We start from the raw sequence: 22,949 nt of genomic DNA, 5'->3' as shown, positions 1-22,949 counted from the left end.
AGACCTTCCTAAGAGGATCTCGATATTGGATAATGAAGAATATCTTTTTTTACCTACTGATTGGGCGAACGACGATGAGCTTGTTTTCTTGAAATTTAGAGCAGAACAAAAAGGTTATAGAATTGATTATGCTGATTATGCACCAAGATCATCAATTAAAATTATTTTCAATGAAATTGAATCTGCAATTGAACAAATAACAGAATTAAAGATTGAGGATTATTCAATTCAAAATAGATCAACTAAACTTTATTATACTAGAGTGATATATGCAATCATATGTCATAATTCAAAAATTGAATTAACATCTGTATCAGAAAGAATAAACTGTAGTAAAAGCGCTATAGGTAAAATGCATAAAAATCATAAAGACTTATTTCGATTTTTAACTGATTACAGAAGGACCTATAATGACATAATGCAAATTTTAACCAACAATCAAGTAATTGAAAGATTATGAAAAAACAAAGCAAATCAAGTATCGTAAAAGAATGGAAATCATCTGATGTTAAAATCAAGAAGAATTCCAAAGGTTTGCTTTGGGTTTTTCTTGGAAAAGAAAAAGTTAAACTTCCTAAAGATTTAAAACTAAAGTCAATTACCCTTAGTCAAGCTGAGGGATTTCTTGGTTTGGATAAAGCTTTAAATAATTTGGCTGATGATGTTGAGAAGAATAAAGGAGGAGGAGTTTCATTATACAAATCAGGTTACGATGAACAAGCAAGAAAACTTTGTTTGTTAGGTGCTACCGATATTGAGCTTGCTGATTTCTTCGGTGTTGTTGAATCAACTATTAATAAATGGAAGTTAGATTTTCCTAGCTTCTCGGAGTCCATAAAAAAAGGTAAAGAATATGCTGACGCTAATGTTGCAAATAAGCTTTACAATCGTGCATTAGGATATGAACATAAGGAAGATAAAATTTTCAATGATCAAGGAATTCCTTTAATAGTTCCAACTGTTAAACATTACCCACCAGATACTACAGCAGCAATCTTTTGGCTAAAGAATAGACAGCCATCAAAATGGAGAGATAAGCAAGAAGTAGAGACAACTTTAAAAGTAGAACAACCTTTATTTGGTGATGATTAAACCTGTAGTAGAATTCAATGGTTTTAGATACACGACATCAATTAAGAAGTTAAGAAAACTTAAAAAACGTATTCGTGTAATTCCTGGAGGAAGTTCTGCAGGCAAAACCTTTGGTATTCTACCAATACTAATTGATACAGCAATAAAATCACCAATGTTAGAGATTTCTGTTGTATCAGAATCAGTACCACATTTAAGAAAAGGAGCTTTAAAAGATTTTTTAAAAATCATGAAAGCTACTGGTCGTTACATTGACAAGAATTATAACAGAACGCTACTAACTTACACTTTTGCTAATGGAAGCTATATTGAATTCTTTTCTGTAGATAATGAAGAACGTGTAAGAGGTCCTCGTCGTAACATTCTATATATGAATGAAGCGAATAACATTCGTTTTGATACTTATCATCAATTAGCTATTCGTACATCGCATGAGATTTGGATAGATTTTAATCCATCAAATGAATTTTGGGCTCATGAAGAATTAAGTGAAAAAGATAACGACGATGTTGAATGGTTAACGCTTACATATAAGGATAATGAAGCTTTACCTGAATCAATTGTTAATGAATTAGAAAAAGCAAGAACAAAAGCTTTTTACAGCCCATTGTTACCAGTTAATGAACTATTCAAAGAAGATAATATTAAAAGTGCTTATTGGTCGAATTGGTGGAAGGTTTACGGACTTGGATTATTAGGTGCTCTAGAAGGTGTGATATTTAGCAATTGGTCTAAAGTTAAGAATGTTCCAAGTGGAGCTAAATTACTTGGACTAGGAATAGATTTTGGTTATTCGAATGATCCTACTGCAATTCCTGCAATTTATCAATTTAATGGAGAATTTTATGTTGATGAAGTGGAATATAAAACTGGAATGAATAATAATCAAATCGCTAAGAGATTAACTAAAGATGGTTTTACAAGAAGTGATAAGATGGTTGCTGATTGTGCAGAACCTAAATCGATAGATGAAATTAATTCCTTTGGTTTTTACATTAAACCATCAAAAAAAGGTAAAGATTCTATTATGTTCGGGATTGAAGTTTTACAACAACATCATTTTAAAGTTTCTGAACGATCAACAAATATTATTGAAGAATTAAGAAAATATTGTTGGGACGTAGACAAAAATGGAAAGAAATTAAATAAGCCTATTGATGATTATAATCACGCAATGGACGCTTTAAGATATATTGGAATTGAAGTATTACCGCATAAAGTTGTAAGCAGAAATTCAAAGAAAACAGATGATATATTATCAAGATTAAACTTTTAAAAATATAAATTGAAAGAATTATACGATTTACTAGGAATACCCGAAACTGAAGGAATAAATAAACTTATTGAAGCTCTTAAACAAGGAAAGGATAAGACAAAAATTATTGAAGATGCAATTAAGCAACTTGATCCAAATAAACATGATATCATGAATCCTGTTTTAAGAGATAAGCGCAATAAAAAAGAATCACAAAAAACAAAAGATAAAGAACTTGTTTCAATTGCTCTTGCTCTTCAGAAATGGATTGTCAAGAAAGAAAAGGCAATGATATTTGGTAATACACCGTTACTTAAAGCCAATATAGATCAAAAAAATCAAACCCAAAAGGCTATTTTAAAAGCTATTGAAAGAATCTTACATGACAACAAAGAATCTTCATTTAATCGCAAAATTGCCGAATCTGTAGGTTCGTATACTGAAGGAGGTGAGATTTGGTATTTAAGAAAAAAAGAAGAGAATCATCCATCTTATGGTTTCGATACAAATATCGATGTTAAAGTGATGCAGTTGACTCCAAAAAATGGTGAAAATCTTTATACATACAAAGATGAGTTTGGTGATTTAAAAGCTTTTTCTCGTAATTATTCTAAAAAAGAAAATGGAAAAGATGTTGATTATTTTGAAGTTTACACATCTGATAAAACTTATATTTTCAAAAAAGATGCTTCTGATTGGGTAATTATTGAAGGTTATCCTTTAGATCAAGAATTAAATAAAATACCTATTGCATTTGCTGAGCAAGAACAAACTTCATGGTATGATGTTCAAAAGCTTATTGAACGATATGAGCAATTAATATCAGACCATGGAGAAGTAAACGACCGAAATGCTTATCCTGTTTTGTTGGTTAAAGGAGCTTTAGTTGGTGCTCTTGAAAAAGGACCAGGAGGAGGGCTTGAATTAGATGAGAAAGGAGACGCTAGTTATCTATCATGGGATAACGCACCAGAATCTATTAAACTAGAAATTGAAAATATTGTTAAGAATATTCAATTAATCTCTCAAACTCCTAATATCTCATTCGAAGAAGTTAAATCTCTTGGCGCTTTATCTGGAACAGCTTTAAAAATGTTATTCCTTGATGCTCATCTTAAGGTAATGGAAAAGAGAGAAATCTACGATGAGTATTTGCAACGCCGTATCAATATCATAAAAAGAATTTTAGCAACACTTAATGCAGTTTGGAAAAAGGAAATTGATAATATGATTATTGAACCAGAGATTGTTCCATTTATGGTTGAAAATGAAAAGGAACAAGTTGAGATTGCTCTTCTTAAAAATGGAAATAAACCTTTAGAATCTCACGAGAAATCTGTTAAAGATTGGCAAGGGCAGGACACAGAAGATTACGAACAAATTAAAAAAGAAGAAAAAGATGCTGCAAGTGTAGATTACTTTTCTTCTGAAGAAGTTGAATAAACAAAAGATAAATGGAACAAAATAGAATTATTGGAATTACTCTTTTAATATCAATTACACCTACAATAATTTGGTTATTTTATTACATTAAAAGTTTTTTAAAAAGAAGTAGATGACAATCGAACAATTTATAATTGAAAATGAATTACAAGCAAGAGTAAGTTCAGCAAAACAATTAAGACGAGTTGAGATATTATTCGAAAAATATTTATCTGAAATAATAAGATTATACGGCTTTAATACTAATCTTGATGATTTGACACCTCAATTAAAAAAAGATTTCGAAAACCTAACAAAAAAGCTATCTATTGATCTTGAGAAACGAATAAATGTCGCTACTAAAGAACAATGGTTACTTGCTCAATCAACTGCAACGAAATTTGTAAATACTTTTTTTGAAGTTGATAACCTTAAAGAAGCTACTCAGCAGATTTTTAGAAACACTCATTTAGATAAGTACTTTGAAGCACAAAAGAGTAGATTAACCAAATTTAAGCTGTCAGATAGAGTTTGGAAGTATTCAAAGCAATTTGAAACGAATGTAGTTGATGCTTTTGAGATAGCTCTTAAGAATGGTGATTCTGCTCAAAAATTAAGTAGAGATTTAAAACAATATCTTAAAAATCCAGATGCTTTATTTAGAAGAGTACGTGATGAGAAAGGACAATTGCATCTTTCCAAAAATGCTGCTGCTTATAATCCTGGTCAAGGAGTTTATCGTTCAGCACATAAAAATGCTTTAAGATTAGCAAGCTCAGAAATTAACGCCTTTTACAAAGAAGCAGAAAATACAAGATGGTCCAGCATGGATTTTGTTGTTGGAATTGAAATAAAACGATCTAATAACTTCTTTGATTGTAAGATTTGCGAGCCATTAAAAGGTAAATATCCAAAAACCTTTAAATTTAGCGGTTGGCATACTAAATGCCGTTGCTATCAAATCCCAATCCTAAAACCAATCGAAATGTTTACAGATGAACTGAAAGGAGCTGTAAAAGAAGATTATTCTCATTTAGGTAACTTCCAAAAAACTGAAATAACAAAAATGCCTGCTAATTTCCAAAATCACTTAAAAGAAAAAGCAGACATTTATAAGGGGTATAAAGTTGTTCCTTATTGGGTTAAGGAGTTTTAAGCAATTCTAAAATTATAGGATAATCATAATAACCATTAATTAAAAAAGTTAATTTAGAAAAATCCTTTTCTATATTAATTCTAAAAACATGTATAGCAGCATCTTGATTAGGTTCTATATATTCATTAGTATTTATATCATATTGACCAATAGAAAATCCGTTTAATTTACTGTCAATAGGTGTAATGTTCAATTTTGAATAATTTTTATAATATCTAAAATGTAAATCTATTATATCACCATCATTAATATTATCAATAAAAGTAAAAGTTTTTATATCTTTTACTGCATTTGGTTTATTTAACTTGAATGATTTTAGTCCTATCGAATCAAATTCGGTAAATGGTGTACTGCTAATTGATTTTAAGAATTTAATTTCTTCATAATCTAATATAATTGATAAATCAATAAATTCATTTAAAAATTCTGGCAGTTCGTTTGGGACATTTTCACAATCTATGAAATACCATTTATTTACATCTTTATTAGATTTTTCAATTCTATAAGTAATATTTAATTCATTCATTAATGAATGAATATTATCGTTATTTATTTTGCTTAAATCAGCTACTAAATTTTTCATAGTTTGATTCTTATATAATTATTTAAAGTTAGTTAAATTTAATCAGACAAATGTAAATATATATTTACAATTTATAAGTTGATTTACTTATGATTATCAAGAAATATATTCATTTCTAATAATATTGATTTGCATTCCAACCTAACCAAAAGAAGTCTGTATCTAAAGAGATCTTACCTTCTTTCAGCGAGAAAATTAATCTAGTTGTAGTTTCATCATGAACCTTAATAACATTATATCTCTCTTTAATTCCTATGCCAATAATTGAACTATCTAAAGACTTCAAAATAGCATTTATTACTTCATTTTGATCAGTTATTTCCATAAAGTAAAATTATACTACAATATACAATATTCCTTACGGATTTCCATAACCAGTTTAAATAAATCGATGCCTAAGTTTGTCCTAACTTCTCTTTAAATAAACATTTCAACCCAACACCTTGCAATAATTTTGTTTTAATCGAAATGAAATTTAAATCTCATTATAATGAAACAAAAATTATTAGAGTTACTTAATGCTAAATTCTTAGGTAAAGGCACTCGAAAAGATACTTTGGAACGTTTAGCATCTGCTTATACGGTACAAGTAACCACAGAAGAAGAAGCTTCGGCACTTGTTGAGAAGATCACTCAAGAACAAGTTACAAACTTCGAAAAAGAATATCGTTCGGATGTAGATTCTGAAATTTCCAAAGCTACCAAAACAGCACTTGAAAAAGCTGCTAAAGGTAAAGAAGAGGATGAGCCAGAACTAAATACAGAAGGAGGAGAAGGGAATCCTAATCCAACTGATATAGCTACTATTATTGCTAATGCTGTAGCAAAAGCAACAAATCCATTAATGGAAGAAATTACAGCTATCAAATCTGGTAAAACATCAGAAACAAGGCTTTCGCAAATCAACGACATTTTAAAGGATGCAAAGGACGAAACTTTGAAAAACACTATATCAAAGAATTTCGGACGTATGTCTTTTGAAAGTGATGACTCTTTTGCTGAATACTTGACAGAAATTCAAGCAGATGTTACGACATCAAATCAAACAATTACTAATCAAGGTTTATCTAATCATCGACCAGGAGCAGGAGGTGCTGGAAACGGCGGAAAGCTTTCTGATGCTGAATACGATGCTATGGTTTAATAAATCTTAAAAACAATTTAAAATGGGGAAAGGACCATATGTTGACTTAACAAGTTCAAAAGAATATCCATCAAACGGCAAAGATCAAGTTGTTTGGAGAAATAAGCTAGGTTATTATGATGGCGGCAGAACGTTAGACGTTTCTGCATTGACTGATGTCGCTGTATACGCTGGACATATTATCGTAAGAGATAAAACTACAGAAGTTTGTCGTCCGTTGGAAACTACTGATAAAGCTTTTAACGACATTAAAGTAAATGACGAGATTATCGGTTTAACAGTCTCAACTGTTCCGAAAGAAAAAGCATTTGTAAGTATGGTTACAATTGGAATCGCTGCTGAAAATGCACTTCCTTTTACAATGACTACTGAACTTAAAGAGAAGGTTCAAAAATCATTACCAGGATTACAATTTCATAAATAACAATTAAAAATATTATAATGACACAAACACAATCATTATTTTTAAATTATACAGAAGCTCATTATGCTAACTATATTTTAGCTCAGCATAGAAAAATCAATGGTGTTTCAGAAGGGGCAATCAAACCGTATTTATTTCAATCAAAATTGAATACTGTATATTCTGCTGATGGAAATTGGTCATCTATTACAGGTTTGTTTAAAAATGTCTTAGCTGATTACGTTGATATTGATTCACCAGCACCATTAAAAGCTCGTGGTACTCGTGGTGTAGCACAAGGAGAAATTCCAGACATTTCTAATAAATACGTAAAATCTGCAAAACAATTACGTCAAATTAGAACTATGATAGCATCTTTTTCTACAAATACAGCATTAGGAGCTGATTATGAAAAACAGATTATTCAAGAATTATTTCGTGACGATGCTAATTCATTACAAAATGTTTATGAGCTTCATGAATATTCTTTTTTATCTGGTTTTTCAAATGGAGTTTTGGAGGTTGAGCAAAATATTTCAGCTGGAACTACATTAAGAGCAAATTTTAGATATATCAAAAGCCACGACTTTAAATCAGCAAACTTTACAACAATTACGGTTGATGATATTAATCAAATATCTGATAAAGCTAAGGCTGATGGAAATACTTTAGTTGAAGTTTATATCGATAATGCTGCTATGGCTAAGATTAAAAAGGATCCATCGTTCAAAGAACAATTTGCTTTTAGTAAAGATATAGTTGCGGACGCTGATAAACTACCAAATCTAACATCTAATAAAATTAAAGATTTTTTCAAAGATGAATGGGGAGTAAAAGTTATTACAGATGGAGTTGATAGAACATTTATTGCTCAAAAAGACGGTGTTGACACAACAGTTAAGCCATGGGCAGAAGGTGTTATGGTATTCACTTCTTCGGTTCAAGTAGGTTCTTTAGTTTGGTCTCATACAGAAGAATATTTTGCACCTACTGAAGCTGTAAAATATCAATTAGCTGGACATGTATTAATGAGTAAGTTCGGTACAACTGATCCTAAATCAGAAGGTACAAAAGCAGAAGCCAGAGCATTACCAGTTATTGGAGCTGTCGAAGGTATTTACAGATTAGAAACAGTTGAAGCGATAGAACTTCCAGAAGGTTAAAATTATATATCATGGTAAAAGTATCAATCACTAAAACATTAGTAGAAAAAAATCCTCAGTTAGCGGAATTGCTAGCTGAGAAGAATATTGCTGTAGGTTCTAAAATTGAACAATCTGAATTAGATGAATTGTATAAAATTTTAGAAACAACTGAACTGATTGAATTGACTCAAGAACATTTTGACGCTCAACCTGGTTTAGCAGCCAAAGGTCTTGAAGTAGGTCAAATAGTTAGACTAAACAAAAAGGTAGAAGAGCAAGATGTCAACAATGATACTCTTTCAAAACCTTCTTATGTTGTTATTTCTCGCTTTGTTGACAAACATAATAAATCTAAGATTTTTGAAGTTGGAGAAGTTGTTCCTGTTGAATTCGAAGAAGAGCGTTTAACTGATTTATTAGAACGTAAACTTATCAAACTAGCGTAATGACAAATAAAGAATATATACAAAGTGTTTTATCAAGATTAGGAGCTAACGAAAGTGATGTCGAAATTCTTTTTGCTGAAAATGAAGATTTAAAAGCGGATGATGAATTTAATCTACTTAATTGTCAAAATGCTTTGTATAATTCTTTTAGTTCATGGATTCCTATGTATTCAAGTATTTCTGAAGGAGATATGTCGGTTACTTGGAATTGGAATGCAGTTAAAGTCTTCATGAATCAAATTTCTAAGAAGCTAAACAAAGAAAATCCTTTTGACGATATAGATAAACCAAAAGCTAAAGCATTTAGACCATGGGGGGATTAGGCCATATTCATTATTTATTTGTTCGTGATGTTATCGTTTCTAAAGACCAAGAGACTGGAGAAACTATAGAAGTTGATAACGGTTTAAAATTCATTGGAAAATGCAGAGAACAAGTCAACGGAAGTGGTCGCTTAATAGCTGGAGTTGATGGAAGTATGATAACATTTAATTCTGTTATCCATTTAAATAAAAACACTGGTCCTATTGAAGTAGGTAAAGAAGTTATTATTTCAAATGATTTAGAAGGGAATGCTGTACGAATCAAAGGAATTGTATTAAGATTTTCACAAGGATTATTGCATAATAGATTATGGGTTTAAAAGCAAATTTCAGCAATAGCGACTTAAGCAATTATCATAAAAAGATTGAGCAAGATATTTATAATAAGGCTATTCAAACTTATCAATACTTAGGTGAATCAATCGTTGCTTACGCAAAGGGAGATGTTGGTTTTATGGATCAAACAGGAAACTTAAGATCATCTATTGGGTATGTTTTGTTTGTAAATGGACAAGTTTATAAAGAATCATACGAAGGTAAGCAAGAAGGAATAAGAGCTGGAAAAGATTTAGCTAAAGACTTAGCTTCATCATTAAGAAGAGCTCCAATTGTTTTAGTAATTACTGCAGGAATGAATTACGCTTACCAAGTAGAAACTAGAGGTAAAAACGTTATTTCTGGTTCTGAAAATTACGCCAAACAACAAGCAGATTCTATCGTTAAACAGCTTTTAAATATCAAATAATATGTACGATATATTCGATGCAACAGAAATGCTTTATAAAGCCTTAGATATTCCAGAGGTTACAAACGCTATAAGTGGTGAGTTGTGTAACGGTGGTCGTCCTCTAAATTCACAGAAAGAAGACATTGTTGTGAATACCATCACTATAACAACTTCATTTAAGCCACAACTGGCAACTTCTAATATTAATATTCATGTTAAAGATATTGAAGTAGGAAATCCCAATACTAAACGTCTAAAGGAAATTTCTAGAATTGTTAGAAAAGTATTTGAATCAAATCAATTTTTAGGTAAGTCAGTTTACATATCTGATTTAGGGATACTCCAGGAACAAGAGCAAAAAGAACATTACATAAACCTTCGAATTCAATGGAGGATTTATGATACAAAAGAAAACTAATTAATAATTATAAAAACTTAAAATTATGGCAGGAGTAAAAACACCATACACATTTGGACTAGCTGAGATTATTGTCGGAGAAGTTTTAGAAAGTGGAGAAATGCCTTTCTTAGAAGATATGACTAAGATTGGAAAAGTAAATGAAGATTCAGCTAATATGACAATGGAAGCTGGAGATTCAACTGAAATTAGAGAACAATCTAATCCAGTTCCGGTATTAGTAATTAATCAACCTGATACAATTGAATATAACTTTCAAATCTTAGACGCTACTCCAGAATTAGTTGAGGAGTATATGGGAGGAGAAAAAGTTGGAGCTACAGCTGTAGGTTTCTTAGGGAGAACGGTTACAGTAGAAAAGTCGTTTTTATTCAAACCAGAACAAGGTATTTATTTTGCTGTACCTAGAGCGTCAATTAAAACTACTTTTGGAGGTGATTTCACAAGAACTGGAGTTTTAACAATGACATGTGTAGTTACGCCGTTAGCAGCTGCAGACGGAAAGCAACCTGTAATTTGTGATTACCTTTCGAATTTTGAAACAAATTTTCCTCCTAAAGGGTAAATGATCAAATAGAATTTATATTAAAAGCCACTCTTATTTAAGAGTGGCTATTTTTATTTATAATAATATTAAACTTATAGACGAGAAATTAGATGCATTACCACTTGGTGTACCAATTCCACAATTAAAAACAGAATTAGCTGATGTTACTATTTGTGTTCCATCATCTTTCAAACCAGGTGCAATTGCAAATGAAATTCGATCATTTTCATTTAATTTTGCTACAGTATAAAATGATCCTGCGTAAGATGTATTATCATTTCGACCTACTAAAATACGTTTTCTTTCAAGTTCTGACGAAGAGGCTGTTGTAGCTTCAGTACCTTTATACATAATCATATCTAATGCGTAATATATTAAAGTTGAATTACCTCTACATGAGAATGACCCTTGTACTTGAATAGAATAGAATCCAGTTTTTGGAATTCTAATATAATTTGTATTTTCTATAGTAGTATTTAGGTTATTAGATATGTTATCTATAGTCTGTCTTTCTGTTGTTCCAACTCTTGTTAAAATACTCCAAGGCATATAATTTCTTGCAGAAATATTCGATAAATCAATTCCTGTAGATGTATTATATCCATTATTGGATTCTGATGTGTTTTGAGCACCTCTTGTAGGTACTTTTGCATTCATAACAAATATTTGAGTAGTTGAAGTTTCAGTGGAAACATGAGTACCAATATTTCCATCACTATCAATGTACAAAAGACTATTTTGAGTTGAAAGAGGTTGAATGTTTTTTACATTAATTGGATGGTTTATACCATCTCCTACAATTTGAAGTTTATTTTGAGGAGTAATAGTTCCAATTCCTAATCTCCCATCATTTGTGAAAATTAAATCATCAGTAGTATTATTTGCATTAGTTGAGTTATCTCCTTTAGCATCAACATGTAATATGCCTTGAGGATTATTTGTGTTTATTCCAACTTGAGAGAATAAAGTGCATGTGAATAAAGTAGTAACTAAAAAATATATTTTTTTCATATTAGTTTAATTTTTTTATTATAAAATTTACGGCAGAGGTATTTAGACCTGGTTTATGTGTTCCACAAGAAGCTGCATTAACATCAGTTGCTGCAAAGCCAGTTCCAACATCAACAGTAACTTTGTCTCCTTGTTTTAAACTAAACACTCCAAAAAAACTACCAGGCATTGGAATATTATAATCATTACTAAGTTTTGTAAGTATTCTTCGTGAATCTATAACTACATAATTGCTTTGATTAATTTCTTTTTTACTAATAATTAAATTTACTCCCCAGATTTTATTAGTATCACAGTGAAAGCTTGCAATAGCTTCAATAGAATAAATACCGTTATCAGTTACATTTAAATAATGTAAATTATTTTCTATTCCAAAATTTAATGAAGTTGTATTAAAGTCTACTTTACCTGAACTTATTGGTAAATTAATTTTATTATTATTACCACTTAAATCAAGTCCCTTAGTTTGTTCTAAAAGAGAAAAAAATATTGTAGGTATGTTAGTATAACTTACAGTTCCAATGTTTGAATCCTTGTCAATTGCAAGGTTAGATAAATTGCTTGTATTTGTGAATTCTTTAAAATTTTTAATATTGATAGGATTAGTAGTATTATCTCCATTAATTGTTAATTTATTTGTTGGAGAAGTAGTTGAAATACCTAAATTACCATTCTTATCAACTATCAAGTCATCTGAATTACCATTGTTAAGATTTGTATTAGATAAAGGATCAATATGAAAAGATCCTTGAGGTTCAATTGTTCCTATTCCTACTTGAGCATTTAAAATGCTTGCAAAAATAAGAGTTGAAATTGTGTAAAATTTACTCATTATTTATAATAATTTTTAGTTGTTGTTAGTCTATTATTTACAGTTTTAAAATTAAAAATCAAATTTATTTCCTAAACGTTAAGATTAGAAAAAAAAGAAAAGGATTTAGTAAAATAACTAAATCCTTAACAAAAATATTTGAAAATTTTATAAAAACACTTTAAAAAAAAGTGATATTGGGTTATACAGTTATAAAATTATAATTAATAGTTTATAATAACTGTTAAAATATAATATTTAACACTTTAAATCATTTAAAATCATGTTGTAAACAAAAAGGATCTAGCATTACACTAGACCCTTTTTTCAATAAAAAAATAAATTTGAAATTCAAAAAATAATTTTTAATAAGTTAAAAGTTAATATTGGTTTTATAGTAAACTAAAATTAATATTTAAATTTTTATTAAAATGTTAAAGTTTTGTTTTTAACATTATTTCTTTAAAATGATGTGCCTAAGTTTTTCCTAAGTCACTCTTTAATAAACTTACTTCTTCATACTTACATCGGATTTTTGTATAAAGCAAATATCTAATGGATAACAAAGAACTTACTAAAAAGGAATTAGACATTTTAAATGATGTCCCATATTCTTTTGAACTTGAATATTTCAAAGAAAAGACTATCAAAGTCAAGCGTTTCTATGGTCTTATCACTACAAATAAATCTATCAGAGAAAAAGTAAAAGAAGTTTTTAAAATCTATCCTTTACGATTATCTACAATGGATAGAATGGCTAAATATCAAATTGAATTATATCTAGATAATTCGAAATTCTCGCAAAACAACGATACTGATTCTTTTAACGAAATGAAACTTGTAGCAGCAAAGAATGCTTATAACATGGCAAATATTGTTGCTATCGCTGTTTTAGGTGTTGATTATTCTGAAAAGGAATTTAAGCGTCTAAAGAAGGTTTTGTTTGATAATCTAACACCTATAAAATTGGAAGAAATAGCCAATGAAATTCTAAACTATCAATCTCTAGTAAATTTTACAAACTCTACGGTAACGATGTCGATAAAGACGACGATAAGTCCAAACGAAGTAGAGTAAAAGGAATGAGATCAACATACGGAACAAGAGCTTCTATATGTGATCATTTCAACTGGACTATAGATTATTTAGAAAATGGAATTAGCTGGGCAAAGGTTCAAAGATTAATGGCAGATGCTCCTTCATATGATTATGATGATAAAGATGAAGATTCTAAAGCAGCTAAACCAATCAAGATAACAGAACAAAATCAAGCAGATATTTTAAAAATGTTTCAATAATGCAAATCAACAACGGAAGATTAGGATATACCCTTACACTAGATAATAAACAAGTTCAGCAAATTCTTGCTCAAACTAGAGCTGATTTCGCAAGAACTTCTGAATACGCAGCAAATGAGTTAAACAAGGTTCAAAGCTCGATGAGTAATATTGCTGTTCTTGGTGGTAGTTTCCTTTCTATCGCCGCTGCAAAAGGTTTTATAACTCAATTAGTTCAAGTAAGAGGAGAGTTTGAACAAACTGAAATATCGTTTAGAACAATGTTGCAATCGCAAGAAAAATCAACTGCATTAATGAGTGAAATGGTTGAGCTTGCAAAGAACACTCCTATGCAATTTAGCGAGGTTACTCAAGGAGCTAAACAGTTGTTAGCTTACCAAGTAGAAGCTGAAAATCTTACGGAAACACTTGAAATGTTAGGTAATATATCCAGCGGATTAAGTGTTCCTATTTCTCGTTTAATTCTTGTATATGGTCAAGTAAGAGCAAAAGGTCGTCTTATGGGTGACGACCTTAGACAGTTTACAGAGGCAGGAGTACCAATGATTGCAATGATTGCCAAAAATATGGGCGTAGCTCAATCAGCTGTTGCAGATATGGTTTCAGAGGGAAAAGTTGGTTTCAAAGAAGTTGAAAAAGTATTACAAGATTTAACTTCACAAGGAGGGTTGTTTTACAATATGATGGAGGAACAATCTAAAACTATTCCAGGGCAAATTGCAAAGCTTCAAGATGAAATTGAAGTAATGTTTAACGAAATTGGAAAAGATTCGCAGGGTTTTATCACATCTGTTATTAGCGGAGCTTCCACTGTTGTTGAGAATTATCAAGCTATTGGAAAAACTATCGCTGTTTTAGTTGCAGCTTATGGAACTTATAAAGCGGCAGTAATTGTTTTAAATACGATTGAACAAGCTAGATTGACTACTACTTTAGCAATTGGCGCAGCAGAAGGAAGGGTTACAACAATGCAAGCATTAAGATATGTTGCGACTTTAAAATTAACAGCAGCTCAAACCGCTTTAAATACAGTAATGATGGCTAATCCTTACGCTATTATCATTGCTGGTGTTGTCGCATTAGGAACTGCTTATTACTTATTATCTGATAATACCACTTCTGCACAAAGAGCGCAAGAAGCTTATAATAAAACTCAAGAAAAGGTAAAATCAGGGCTTGATGAAACTAAGAAAAAAGCTGATGAGTACATCAATACTTTGAAAGATGAAACAGCAACTGTTTACCAACAAATACAAGCTTATAACGCTTTACAAGCATTAAAATTAAAAGGTTTAGAGAATCTTACGCAAGAACAAATTGCGACAATGGATTTAACTGAGCTTAGAAAATTATTGAATGCTTCTTATGATGAAAAAGGTTTAAGTTCTCAGAAACAAGCTTTAGTTGACATAGAAAAGCAAATTAAGTCTGTTAAAAACCAAATTGATAACGCTAATAAATCGGGAGCCTCTTCAGGTTCGGTTTTAGATATTTTATATAAAAAATTAGAAGATTTAACAGGTGAATACGATCTGCAAGCCACTCATGTAAGAAAGGTTGAGGAGGAACAAAAAATCTCCAACATGACTTTAGATGAACAAAAGTCTTATTACGAAGGTATTGTTCAAGAATTGCAGAATAAAGTAAATGAAATAAGAAGAGTAAATGAACAACAAGCTGACAGTAAAAATGCTGCCGATTTAGTTGCTTCAGCATTTGCTAAATGGGATATATCAAAACTTAATTTTCAATTAACAGAAGCTTATAGTAAGTTATACGACATAGATGATAAACTAAATAAAACTATTGGAAAGGCTTATGGAGATAAAAATTACAGCGATTGGTCATTAATTCGTGATGAAGCTACGCAAAAACAAAGAGATCTAGGTATTGGTAAAAAAGACACTAAAGAGTGGCAGGATTTACAAAAGGTTATTGATGGGGCAAATAATGCTTTAAAAGCTTGGGAAACGACTAAAACTAAATCTGATAAACCTAAAAAACCAAAAACTCCAAAAAAATCAGATGATCCCGTAGAGATTTTCAAAAAGCAAGTACAAGGAATGAAGGACGAGTACGACCGTTATGTGAATTACATAAACTCTGGAGATATAGTACTTTTATCTGCTGCCGAAGCTATTTCTTTACGCATAAAAGGTAAAGGTGCTAACTACGAAGAGTACTTACGTAATGTTCAAAAACAATTAGCTAACGTAACTAACAAAACCAAAGCACAAGTTGGTCAGTTGCAGTATGTAAATGACGAACTTCAAAAAGTAATTTCTTACAACGCTTTTGATAAGTATAAAGATGGTATAAATGAACAAATAGATTCTTCTGAAAATCTTTTAAAGATTATTGGTTTACTTCAAGAAGAAAAGCAAAAATTCGCTAATTCATCAAATCCAATCGAACAGGAAAAATTCAAATTCCTTGATGAAAAAGAAATTGAAAACATTAAGAAAGCTGATGATGCAGCAAAGTCATTAATTGATACTTTAAAAGAAGAATTCAATCCTTTAGATACTATAAATAAAAAGTTTGATACTGAAATTGAACTTTTAAAGTATAAGCTTGAAAAAGCAAAAGATGATATTGAAAAACAAAAGATTGTCATTGCTATTGAACAAGTTGAAACTAAACGTACAGAAGCTTTAGAAGACACTCCAACAAATGACAAGTATGTAAATGAAATTCTTAAGAAGTATCAAACTTTAGAGCAGAAAAAACAAAAGATTATTGATGATTCGAATCGTGAGATTAAACGAATGCAAGAAAACTTGCAAAAAGAATTAAATAAAACTGGTTCTGTCTCTCCAGAAACAATTACTCAATACGAAAATGTAATTAAGGAGATAAAGAATAAGCAAATCGAAGCTGTTGGTGCAGTAGATTCTGAGATTTTAAAGAAGTCAAAAGGTTGGATTCAAATATTTGGAGATTATTCCAATAAGTCTGGAACTCAATTACGTAAAATTCTTGACCAAATACGAACTGAGTTAAATAATCCCAATTCAAAACTTAGCGAACAAGATAAAAAAGCTTATCAAGATCAGTTTAAAGGAATTAAAGAAAAACTAGAAAAGGATAATCCTTTTGATAATTTAATAGACTCTTTTAATGTTTTTAAGGAGGGGGTTAAAAAAGGTTTTAAGGACATTGATGGTAGTGTAAGTTTAGATAGTATTCGAGGTTTGATTGGTGGTATTCAAGGAGCTATTAATGAAACTTTAAGTCTTGCTGAAGATTTAGGTATTAATGTTTCGGATTCAACAAAAGATGCTGTTCAGTTAGGAGCTGATTTATTTAATGCTGGTGCTGATATAGCAGAAGGTATTGCAAGTAAAGATCCTGTTAAAATTATTCAAGGTCTAGCGAAAGCTGTTAAATCAGTTCTAAACTTTAATGACAAGAAGAAACAACGTCAAATTAAACGTTACCAACAAGCTGTTGATGATTTAGCACGATCATTTAAAAATCTTCAATACGAAACTGACAAAGCTCTTGGTGGTGATACTTACAAGAATCAGCGAACGATGCTTGATAACCTTACCAAGCAACAAGAGGAGTATCGTAAAATGATTAAAACTGAACAGTCTCGTAAAAAGACAGATCAAGGTAAGATTAAAGAATGGCAACAAGCAATTATTGAACTTGATCAATCCAAACAAGATTTACTTGATTCTTTAGCACAAGACATTTTACAAACTAATGCAAAGGATTTAGCAAATACTTTAGGTGATGCTTTAGCAGAAGCTTTTGGTAAAGGAGAAGATGCTGCTAAATCATTTGAAAAAGTAGCTAATGACGTTCTTAAAAATGCAATTTTAAATCAACTTAAAAAGGAATTTTTAGAAAAGCAACTACAAGGGGCTTTAGATAAACTAAAAAAAGACATGGGCGGTGATGACGAAGGTAATTTTGAGTTTAATGGACTTTCTCAGGAAGAACAAGAAAAGTTTAGGGAACGTTTAAAAGAGATTTCTAAAAACTTTTCAGGAGCATTAGAAATGTATAGTGATTTATTCAAGGATTTAGAAATGGACCCGAATGAAAATTCTTTAAGTGGTGCTATTTCAGGGATGTCACAAGAAACTGCAAGTATCGTAGCTGGACAAGTAAATGCGATGAGACTTCTTATTGTAGAAGCAAATAAACAACGTGATTTATCAAATAAATTTTTAATGCAGCAGCTTGATAGATTAGCCAATATAGATGCTAATACAAGAATGATGGAGCCTTTGCTAAATAAATTAATTGATAAAGTAGATAAACTAGGAGAAAATAGAAGTTATGGATTTTAAATATATAAAAAAAGAAGCTTTAAAAAGAGCAATTGACAATGATATCTGTGAAGAGTGGGCTGCAAGAATTAATCATACTGTTAATGTAGATGAACTACTTGATATGTATATTGAAGGTATAGACTTTTCTTTTTCAACAGAGTTTTTATCGAATGATTTCTTTAGAAGAAATTTAAAAGGTCACATGGAACATAAAGGTATTTTCTTAGACGATAATCCAATACTAGAAAATGTAAAAAAGATAGTTTGTTTAGGTGATTCAAGACTTAATCTAATAGGTAATCAATATTTGGTTTCTGAAGTTTTTTTACGAGATAAAACTAAAGCTAAAATAGTTGCTAAAGACTCTGCTTTTATCATGGTTGATATTTTTGACGATGTAGATTTAGAAGTAATTGCAAATGATAGTTCTAAAGTTTGTGTAAACGTCTATAAAGGAGCAAAGGTTAGTTTTAAACAACTTGATGATAGCTATGTAAAAATAGTTAAAAAGAAAACTAAAACATTTAAATAATGGCAGCAGTAGTTTATTTATTAGATAATATATCTTTCAAAAATTACAATGTTTTAGTTTCTGATTCCTCTGGGATTTTCGACAAAACGAAATTTAAGGAAGGAGTTAAAAAAGACTGGTCCGATGAACATGGTTTTGATGTGGATTTACAAAATAGATTTAAAGATTCGCGAACAATTTCAATTTCTTGTTTTGTTCACGCAAAATCATTAAAAGAAACGATTGAAAAATATAATGCTTTTTTGAACGAAATTGACAAAAAGGGTAGTAGACGCATATCAGTAATCGTTGATAGTCTAAGAATGGAATGTCAAGTTTTTAGGGATAATTCAGCAGAAACTAATCTTATATATAATGATTCTGATGCTGTAGCAACTTTTACGTTAAATCTAATTGAAAATTTCCCTGTTAAAAGGATCTTACAATCAAAATCTAAGACAACAACTATTACTATTTCTTCCAATAAAGTTATGGTAATTAATTGGGGTGATGGAGTAGAACAATACACAACTTCATCAAATCAAAATTATACTCATACTTATTTAGATGAAAATGTTTATTATCCGATTATAATGGGTGATTTAGATGCTATTACACAATTCCAAACTAATGCAGATATCTTATGGAGCAAATATTAGTTATTAGACCAAATGGAGAAGAGTATTTGCTTGAAGATCGTGCAGCCTTTAGAATAATTAATTCTATTTCTCAGAAAACGGAATTAAGAAGTAATGATACTATTGATATTGATATAACAAGTAGAAATTTTCATGATTTTAAAATAGGTGATACATTTTATTACTTAGGTAGGAAATATACTTTAAATCAAATTCCTAGATATCAAAAGAACAGCAGAAACGAATATCAATATTCTGCAACATTCGAAGGAGTAATGTATGACCTTCGTCGTGCTTCTTATGATGTAAATATTGATACTACTGGATCAGCAATTTATGGAGAAACATTAACAGCTGATTTAGAATTATTCGCACGAGTTTTAATTGAAAACGCTAATCGTGTATTTACAGATAAGTGGGGTTTAGGTGAAATTACTGAAGGTACAGAAACAAAAACTATTACATTTTCAGAAGAAGATAATTGCTTAGGGGTTTTACAGAAGTTATGTGATGAATATGATACTGATTTTACAATTTCTACAGATGAAAATGGTTTAAATAAAATTAATTTTCTACAAGTAGGAGAAGAAATTCCTCTTGAATTTAAAGTAGGTTTTAATAAAGGGCTTTATAATTTGATTCGTGAAAAAGTTGATAGTTCAGATATTATTACAAGATTAAAAGTTTATGGTTCTGATCAAAATTTAGGAACTTCTTATCGTTCGAATAAATTAGTGTTACCAGGAAAGAACAAACCTAATTCTTATATTGAAAGTGCTGATGCAATTCAGCGTTTTGGGATTTATGAAGCGGTTAAATTATTTGATGATATTTATCCGAAAAGAATAGGAATAGTTGCATCTATTAATTCTGATTCTCCTTATAAATTCTCTGATTCTTCAATGGATTTTGATTTAAACGAAAAGGATGAAAATGGAACTAAGTATTTAATCGCAGGATCTGCTGCAAAAATTCATTTTAATACTGGTGCATTGGCTGGATATGAATTTGATGTTCACGCTTACAACCATTCTAATAAAGAATTTCATATCATAAAGTTTGCAGATGAAAATGGTTATGAATTTCCATCTAAAGATAATAATGCTTTTCGAATTACCCCAGGCGATGAATATGTTATTTTAAATATTCAAATGCCACAAACGTATGTTGATAATACTGAAAATGAATTGCTTCAAAAAGCAAATGAATATCTATCTGATAAACTTGAACCAAATGTTCAATATTCAATGGATATTGATACATTATACCTACAAAGACAATTAAATGAAACTGTAATAGAGTTTTTCAAAGTAGGAGATTTCATCAAGGTAATTGATGAAGATTTTGGTATAAATCGATTTATAAGAATAAAATCAATTGAAAGGGATTTAAGAAATCCATTTGATTATAAACTTGTATTATCAGATTCAAAAGTTTCAAATCTTGTTTCTGGAACTATTGCTGGTGAAATAAAGAATATAAACAACATTATTAAGATTAACGACCTTAATAATCCAGCAAAAGCTCGTAGAAATTGGAAAGACGCACAAGAGGTTCTTAACATGGTTTTTGATGTTGAAGGTGATTATTATACGGAAAAAATCAAACCAAATTCAATTGAGACTACACATTTACAAGTTGGAGCAAAGTCTATGCAATTTAATCTAATTGATTCTTTTTTTGAACCTAATATAAATGGAAATCCAAATATCCTAAGATGGTCAAGTTGTACTCTTGTTCATTTTACGATTGAAGAAAATATAAGAGATTGGCAAATAGGCGCAAGTACGAAAAATCTTGAAGCAAATAAACCTTACTACATCTACGCAAGATGTAATAAAGATAATTCAATTGGAATAATTGATGTTACTGAATTTCAGTACACAGTTGATCAAGGAAATTACTATTATTTTCTAATTGGAATAGTTAATTCTTATGATAATGAAATTAAAGCAAGAGAAGTTTCTTTAATGTATGGTTTTTCTACTGTTTCTGGAAGGTTTATCAAAGCGGGTAGAATTGAATCGAGTGGAGGAGGAAACACTTATTTTGATTTAGATACTGGTGAAATAAGTGGTAAAATAACGTTTACAAATGATTCTCCAGCTTTTAATCAAGTTAGAGATTCAATTGAAATCGGAGGAAGGAATTTAATTGAGAATAGCAGTTTTGAGAATGAGTACAACTTTATTGATCTTCATAATGTTAATTTCGAAAGAACCTCAAATTATGGAGGTATTTTACCAAAATATGGTAGTAAATTTTTAGTAGCATTCAACAATGCACAAACCTATTTTTTTTATTTTGGTCTTCAAAAAATTGAAATTGAAAAATCATCTGATTATATACTTTCTTTCAATTATATTCTTCCTTTTAGTTCCGATCACCTGCAAATAAGTTTTATTTATGATAATGGATATGAAGCTATGCCAATTACAGAAACAACTCAACTTTCTTATGATTGGGGTATAAAAAGAACATTTGTTAAATTTACTACACCAAGTAATGCTAAAACATTATATGTAAGATTTGATGCTTTTACAATGAATTGGCTTTGCTTAGATGGCATAAAGTTGGAAAAAGGAAATAAGGCTACAGATTGGAGTCCAGCTCCAGAAGATGTTCAAAAACAAATTACTGAACTAGATAATACAATGAAAAGGATTGATGGAGTAACTTCTTTTCTAGGCACTACGATAGATCAAAATGTGATTGCAACAGGTGTTTTAATGGTTGGTTCTGAATTTCAATCAAACGCAGGATTAAGTGGATTAAATGAGAGTGGTTCAAAGTCTGTTAGACTTTGGGCAGGTGGAACTGCTCAAAACAGAAATAAAGCAGCATGGAATACATTGGATGATGGTACTATGAACTTCTATCATCCTAATGGGCAAATAGCTTTTAAATTCGGTTTAGAGAATGGTGTATTTGCAATGAATGGTTATCATAAAGACGGTTACTTAATGTTTAAACTTGACCCAAACCGTGGATTAGTTAACGTTGCTTATTCTCAAGAAAGTTGGTCTGAAAGAAAGTTCTTTCAAGTACCAGTTACAAATTTAAACGCTACAGATGATCAAATAAGAGTTTACTTAACTCCATTAATAACTCAATCTAATGGAATTTATACTATAGAACAATCTAAGCTTAATTATCAATGTTGGGAGTATTTCAATGGAACAATTCCTTCAAATGCAGATTGGCAACAGTATAATGGCTATAAATCAAATAACACTTCCAGAACCTTAAATATACCTAATGGCTGGTATTTGCAAAATTATGGTCCATTAGAACAAGATTCAAGCTCACTTAAACCTGCTATTTCAATAGTATATATTGAAAATGGTGTTGAAAGACTAAATAGAATTATAGTAATGACTAATTTATAAATAATGGGAAAATTTAATTTAAAACAAAAATCAATATCTGAAATACTTAGTGAAGATATTACTGATGAACTTAAAGTTGCTTATGCTTTTAATTATGAAAATAATGAAAAACCTAAGGCAATTAATTTTCAATTAACAAATATTAATGAACCTGGAAAAATATTATTAGCTGGAAGCTTATATACAGAAACAGGACAATTTGATTTAAAGACAGCAAAAGAAATTGAAAATATAGGTCAAATCATTGATAAGATTAAGGCTTCTATAAACGAGATAAATAATTTATATTCTCAAATAGATGTATCCTAACTTTTTCCTAAGTTCTAAATCAGAAACCTTTAATT

Annotated in this window: 25 protein-coding genes; 21 read left to right on the top strand and 4 right to left on the bottom strand. The window is 30.1% G+C overall.

Annotated features, from left to right (window positions below; all coding sequences use genetic code 11):
• Positions 1–25 precede the first annotated feature (25 nt).
• The 5 genes from BUA86_RS07200 to BUA86_RS07180 all read left to right on the top strand — a co-directional run bounded on the left by BUA86_RS07200 (position 26) and on the right by BUA86_RS07180 (position 4,925).
• Positions 26–460 carry a hypothetical protein gene (locus BUA86_RS07200; RefSeq protein ID WP_143147259.1) on the top strand — a complete coding sequence of 145 codons (435 nt, stop codon included), beginning with the start codon at positions 26–28 and terminating at the stop codon, positions 458–460.
• A complete protein-coding gene (locus BUA86_RS07195) occupies positions 457–1,092 on the top strand; it encodes a hypothetical protein (RefSeq protein ID WP_229731853.1) in 636 nt (211 codons plus the stop codon). The genes BUA86_RS07200 and BUA86_RS07195 overlap by 4 nt, the downstream gene beginning before the upstream one ends.
• Positions 1,085–2,368, top strand: coding sequence for a terminase large subunit (locus BUA86_RS07190; RefSeq protein WP_072931217.1), 1,284 nt, complete (start codon positions 1,085–1,087; stop codon positions 2,366–2,368). Before BUA86_RS07195 ends, BUA86_RS07190 begins: the two co-directional genes overlap by 8 nt.
• A 9-nt stretch (positions 2,369–2,377) precedes the next feature.
• Positions 2,378–3,790, top strand: a complete 1,413-nt coding sequence (locus BUA86_RS07185) for a phage portal protein (protein ID WP_072931216.1) — start codon at positions 2,378–2,380, stop codon at positions 3,788–3,790.
• A gap of 112 nt (positions 3,791–3,902) precedes the next feature.
• Positions 3,903–4,925, top strand: coding sequence for a hypothetical protein (locus tag BUA86_RS07180; RefSeq protein ID WP_072931214.1), 1,023 nt, complete (start codon positions 3,903–3,905; stop codon positions 4,923–4,925).
• Here the strand turns inward: BUA86_RS07180 and BUA86_RS07175 are convergent.
• Positions 4,912–5,508, bottom strand: a complete 597-nt coding sequence (locus tag BUA86_RS07175; RefSeq protein ID WP_072931212.1) for a hypothetical protein — start codon at positions 5,506–5,508, stop codon at positions 4,912–4,914. The two genes, BUA86_RS07180 and BUA86_RS07175, sit on opposite strands and share 14 nt — an antisense overlap.
• Positions 5,509–5,623: 115 nt before the next feature.
• Entirely contained in the window at positions 5,624–5,833 is a 210-nt protein-coding gene (locus BUA86_RS07170) for a hypothetical protein (protein WP_072931210.1), read from the bottom strand.
• 165 nt (positions 5,834–5,998) lie between these two features.
• Between BUA86_RS07170 and BUA86_RS07165 the strand changes: the two genes are divergently transcribed.
• Genes BUA86_RS07165 through BUA86_RS07125 form a run of 9 tightly spaced genes read left to right on the top strand, consistent with a single transcriptional unit; the run spans position 5,999 to position 10,679 of the window.
• Complete coding sequence (locus tag BUA86_RS07165) at positions 5,999–6,652, top strand: hypothetical protein (RefSeq protein ID WP_072931208.1); 654 nt, start codon at positions 5,999–6,001, stop codon at positions 6,650–6,652.
• Positions 6,653–6,674: 22 nt separating this feature from the next.
• Positions 6,675–7,076 carry a hypothetical protein gene (locus BUA86_RS07160; protein ID WP_072931206.1) on the top strand — a complete coding sequence of 134 codons (402 nt, stop codon included), beginning with the start codon at positions 6,675–6,677 and terminating at the stop codon, positions 7,074–7,076.
• 17 nt (positions 7,077–7,093) lie between these two features.
• A complete protein-coding gene (locus tag BUA86_RS07155; RefSeq protein ID WP_072931205.1) occupies positions 7,094–8,218 on the top strand; it encodes a major capsid protein in 1,125 nt (374 codons plus the stop codon).
• 11 nt (positions 8,219–8,229) lie between these two features.
• Positions 8,230–8,646, top strand: a complete 417-nt coding sequence (locus BUA86_RS07150; RefSeq protein ID WP_072931203.1) for a hypothetical protein — start codon at positions 8,230–8,232, stop codon at positions 8,644–8,646.
• Positions 8,646–8,969 carry a DUF6706 family protein gene (locus BUA86_RS07145; protein ID WP_072931201.1) on the top strand — a complete coding sequence of 108 codons (324 nt, stop codon included), beginning with the start codon at positions 8,646–8,648 and terminating at the stop codon, positions 8,967–8,969. The genes BUA86_RS07150 and BUA86_RS07145 overlap by 1 nt, the downstream gene beginning before the upstream one ends.
• Complete coding sequence (locus BUA86_RS07140) at positions 8,957–9,289, top strand: hypothetical protein (RefSeq protein WP_072931199.1); 333 nt, start codon at positions 8,957–8,959, stop codon at positions 9,287–9,289. Before BUA86_RS07145 ends, BUA86_RS07140 begins: the two co-directional genes overlap by 13 nt.
• Positions 9,280–9,714, top strand: coding sequence for a hypothetical protein (locus BUA86_RS07135; RefSeq protein ID WP_072931197.1), 435 nt, complete (start codon positions 9,280–9,282; stop codon positions 9,712–9,714). The genes BUA86_RS07140 and BUA86_RS07135 overlap by 10 nt, the downstream gene beginning before the upstream one ends.
• A 1-nt stretch (position 9,715) precedes the next feature.
• Positions 9,716–10,114: a hypothetical protein gene (locus BUA86_RS07130; protein ID WP_072931195.1), complete on the top strand. Its 399-nt coding sequence runs from the start codon at positions 9,716–9,718 to the stop codon at positions 10,112–10,114.
• Positions 10,115–10,139: 25 nt separating this feature from the next.
• Positions 10,140–10,679 (top strand): hypothetical protein, encoded by a 540-nt coding sequence (locus BUA86_RS07125; protein WP_072931193.1) that lies wholly within the window; start codon positions 10,140–10,142, stop codon positions 10,677–10,679.
• A gap of 57 nt (positions 10,680–10,736) precedes the next feature.
• On the opposite strand, the gene BUA86_RS07120 is transcribed toward BUA86_RS07125, so the two are convergent.
• Entirely contained in the window at positions 10,737–11,672 is a 936-nt protein-coding gene (locus BUA86_RS07120; protein WP_072931191.1) for a hypothetical protein, read from the bottom strand.
• A gap of 1 nt (position 11,673) precedes the next feature.
• On the bottom strand, positions 11,674–12,504 hold the full coding sequence (locus BUA86_RS07115; protein ID WP_072931189.1) for a hypothetical protein: 831 nt from the start codon (positions 12,502–12,504) through the stop codon (positions 11,674–11,676).
• A 534-nt stretch (positions 12,505–13,038) separates the two neighbouring features.
• On the opposite strand from BUA86_RS07115, the gene BUA86_RS07110 reads away from it, so the two are divergent.
• Genes BUA86_RS07110 through BUA86_RS07080 form a run of 7 tightly spaced genes read left to right on the top strand, consistent with a single transcriptional unit; the run spans position 13,039 to position 22,914 of the window.
• Positions 13,039–13,560, top strand: a complete 522-nt coding sequence (locus BUA86_RS07110) for a hypothetical protein (protein ID WP_072931186.1) — start codon at positions 13,039–13,041, stop codon at positions 13,558–13,560.
• Between the two features lie 5 nt (positions 13,561–13,565).
• A complete protein-coding gene (locus BUA86_RS07105; RefSeq protein WP_072931184.1) occupies positions 13,566–13,781 on the top strand; it encodes a hypothetical protein in 216 nt (71 codons plus the stop codon).
• Positions 13,781–18,085, top strand: coding sequence for a tape measure protein (locus BUA86_RS07100; RefSeq protein WP_072931182.1), 4,305 nt, complete (start codon positions 13,781–13,783; stop codon positions 18,083–18,085). The genes BUA86_RS07105 and BUA86_RS07100 overlap by 1 nt, the downstream gene beginning before the upstream one ends.
• Positions 18,075–18,599 (top strand): hypothetical protein, encoded by a 525-nt coding sequence (locus BUA86_RS07095; RefSeq protein WP_072931180.1) that lies wholly within the window; start codon positions 18,075–18,077, stop codon positions 18,597–18,599. Before BUA86_RS07100 ends, BUA86_RS07095 begins: the two co-directional genes overlap by 11 nt.
• The gene (locus BUA86_RS07090; RefSeq protein WP_072931178.1) at positions 18,599–19,237 is read left to right on the top strand and encodes a hypothetical protein; all 639 of its coding nucleotides are present in this window, start codon (positions 18,599–18,601) and stop codon (positions 19,235–19,237) included. The genes BUA86_RS07095 and BUA86_RS07090 overlap by 1 nt, the downstream gene beginning before the upstream one ends.
• Positions 19,222–22,605 carry a phage tail protein gene (locus BUA86_RS07085; RefSeq protein WP_072931175.1) on the top strand — a complete coding sequence of 1,128 codons (3,384 nt, stop codon included), beginning with the start codon at positions 19,222–19,224 and terminating at the stop codon, positions 22,603–22,605. The genes BUA86_RS07090 and BUA86_RS07085 overlap by 16 nt, the downstream gene beginning before the upstream one ends.
• Before the next feature lie 3 nt (positions 22,606–22,608).
• The gene (locus BUA86_RS07080; protein WP_072931173.1) at positions 22,609–22,914 is read left to right on the top strand and encodes a hypothetical protein; all 306 of its coding nucleotides are present in this window, start codon (positions 22,609–22,611) and stop codon (positions 22,912–22,914) included.
• Positions 22,915–22,949 lie beyond the last annotated feature (35 nt).

This window comes from Chishuiella changwenlii, from assembly GCF_900142565.1.
Taxonomy (GTDB): domain Bacteria; phylum Bacteroidota; class Bacteroidia; order Flavobacteriales; family Weeksellaceae; genus Empedobacter; species Empedobacter changwenlii.
The sequence above is the reverse complement of the archived record's forward strand: the minus strand, read 5'-3'. Positions and strand labels throughout refer to the sequence as shown.

What these genes read in the sequence shown, in the direction of transcription:
- BUA86_RS07195 (WP_229731853.1), top strand. Translation starts at nt 457, where the DNA reads ATGAAAAAACAAAGCAAATCAAGTATCGTAAAAGAATGGAAATCATCT.
- BUA86_RS07190 (WP_072931217.1), top strand. Translation starts at nt 1,085, where the DNA reads ATGATTAAACCTGTAGTAGAATTCAATGGTTTTAGATACACGACATCA.
- BUA86_RS07180 (WP_072931214.1), top strand. Translation starts at nt 3,903, where the DNA reads ATGACAATCGAACAATTTATAATTGAAAATGAATTACAAGCAAGAGTA.
- BUA86_RS07175 (WP_072931212.1), bottom strand. Translation starts at nt 5,508, where the DNA reads ATGAAAAATTTAGTAGCTGATTTAAGCAAAATAAATAACGATAATATT.
- BUA86_RS07170 (WP_072931210.1), bottom strand. Translation starts at nt 5,833, where the DNA reads ATGGAAATAACTGATCAAAATGAAGTAATAAATGCTATTTTGAAGTCT.
- BUA86_RS07165 (WP_072931208.1), top strand. Translation starts at nt 5,999, where the DNA reads ATGAAACAAAAATTATTAGAGTTACTTAATGCTAAATTCTTAGGTAAA.
- BUA86_RS07160 (WP_072931206.1), top strand. Translation starts at nt 6,675, where the DNA reads ATGGGGAAAGGACCATATGTTGACTTAACAAGTTCAAAAGAATATCCA.
- BUA86_RS07155 (WP_072931205.1), top strand. Translation starts at nt 7,094, where the DNA reads ATGACACAAACACAATCATTATTTTTAAATTATACAGAAGCTCATTAT.
- BUA86_RS07150 (WP_072931203.1), top strand. Translation starts at nt 8,230, where the DNA reads ATGGTAAAAGTATCAATCACTAAAACATTAGTAGAAAAAAATCCTCAG.
- BUA86_RS07145 (WP_072931201.1), top strand. Translation starts at nt 8,646, where the DNA reads ATGACAAATAAAGAATATATACAAAGTGTTTTATCAAGATTAGGAGCT.
- BUA86_RS07140 (WP_072931199.1), top strand. Translation starts at nt 8,957, where the DNA reads ATGGGGGGATTAGGCCATATTCATTATTTATTTGTTCGTGATGTTATC.
- BUA86_RS07135 (WP_072931197.1), top strand. Translation starts at nt 9,280, where the DNA reads ATGGGTTTAAAAGCAAATTTCAGCAATAGCGACTTAAGCAATTATCAT.
- BUA86_RS07130 (WP_072931195.1), top strand. Translation starts at nt 9,716, where the DNA reads ATGTACGATATATTCGATGCAACAGAAATGCTTTATAAAGCCTTAGAT.
- BUA86_RS07125 (WP_072931193.1), top strand. Translation starts at nt 10,140, where the DNA reads ATGGCAGGAGTAAAAACACCATACACATTTGGACTAGCTGAGATTATT.
- BUA86_RS07120 (WP_072931191.1), bottom strand. Translation starts at nt 11,672, where the DNA reads ATGAAAAAAATATATTTTTTAGTTACTACTTTATTCACATGCACTTTA.
- BUA86_RS07115 (WP_072931189.1), bottom strand. Translation starts at nt 12,504, where the DNA reads ATGAGTAAATTTTACACAATTTCAACTCTTATTTTTGCAAGCATTTTA.
- BUA86_RS07110 (WP_072931186.1), top strand. Translation starts at nt 13,039, where the DNA reads ATGGATAACAAAGAACTTACTAAAAAGGAATTAGACATTTTAAATGAT.
- BUA86_RS07105 (WP_072931184.1), top strand. Translation starts at nt 13,566, where the DNA reads ATGAGATCAACATACGGAACAAGAGCTTCTATATGTGATCATTTCAAC.
- BUA86_RS07100 (WP_072931182.1), top strand. Translation starts at nt 13,781, where the DNA reads ATGCAAATCAACAACGGAAGATTAGGATATACCCTTACACTAGATAAT.
- BUA86_RS07095 (WP_072931180.1), top strand. Translation starts at nt 18,075, where the DNA reads ATGGATTTTAAATATATAAAAAAAGAAGCTTTAAAAAGAGCAATTGAC.
- BUA86_RS07090 (WP_072931178.1), top strand. Translation starts at nt 18,599, where the DNA reads ATGGCAGCAGTAGTTTATTTATTAGATAATATATCTTTCAAAAATTAC.
- BUA86_RS07085 (WP_072931175.1), top strand. Translation starts at nt 19,222, where the DNA reads ATGGAGCAAATATTAGTTATTAGACCAAATGGAGAAGAGTATTTGCTT.
- BUA86_RS07080 (WP_072931173.1), top strand. Translation starts at nt 22,609, where the DNA reads ATGGGAAAATTTAATTTAAAACAAAAATCAATATCTGAAATACTTAGT.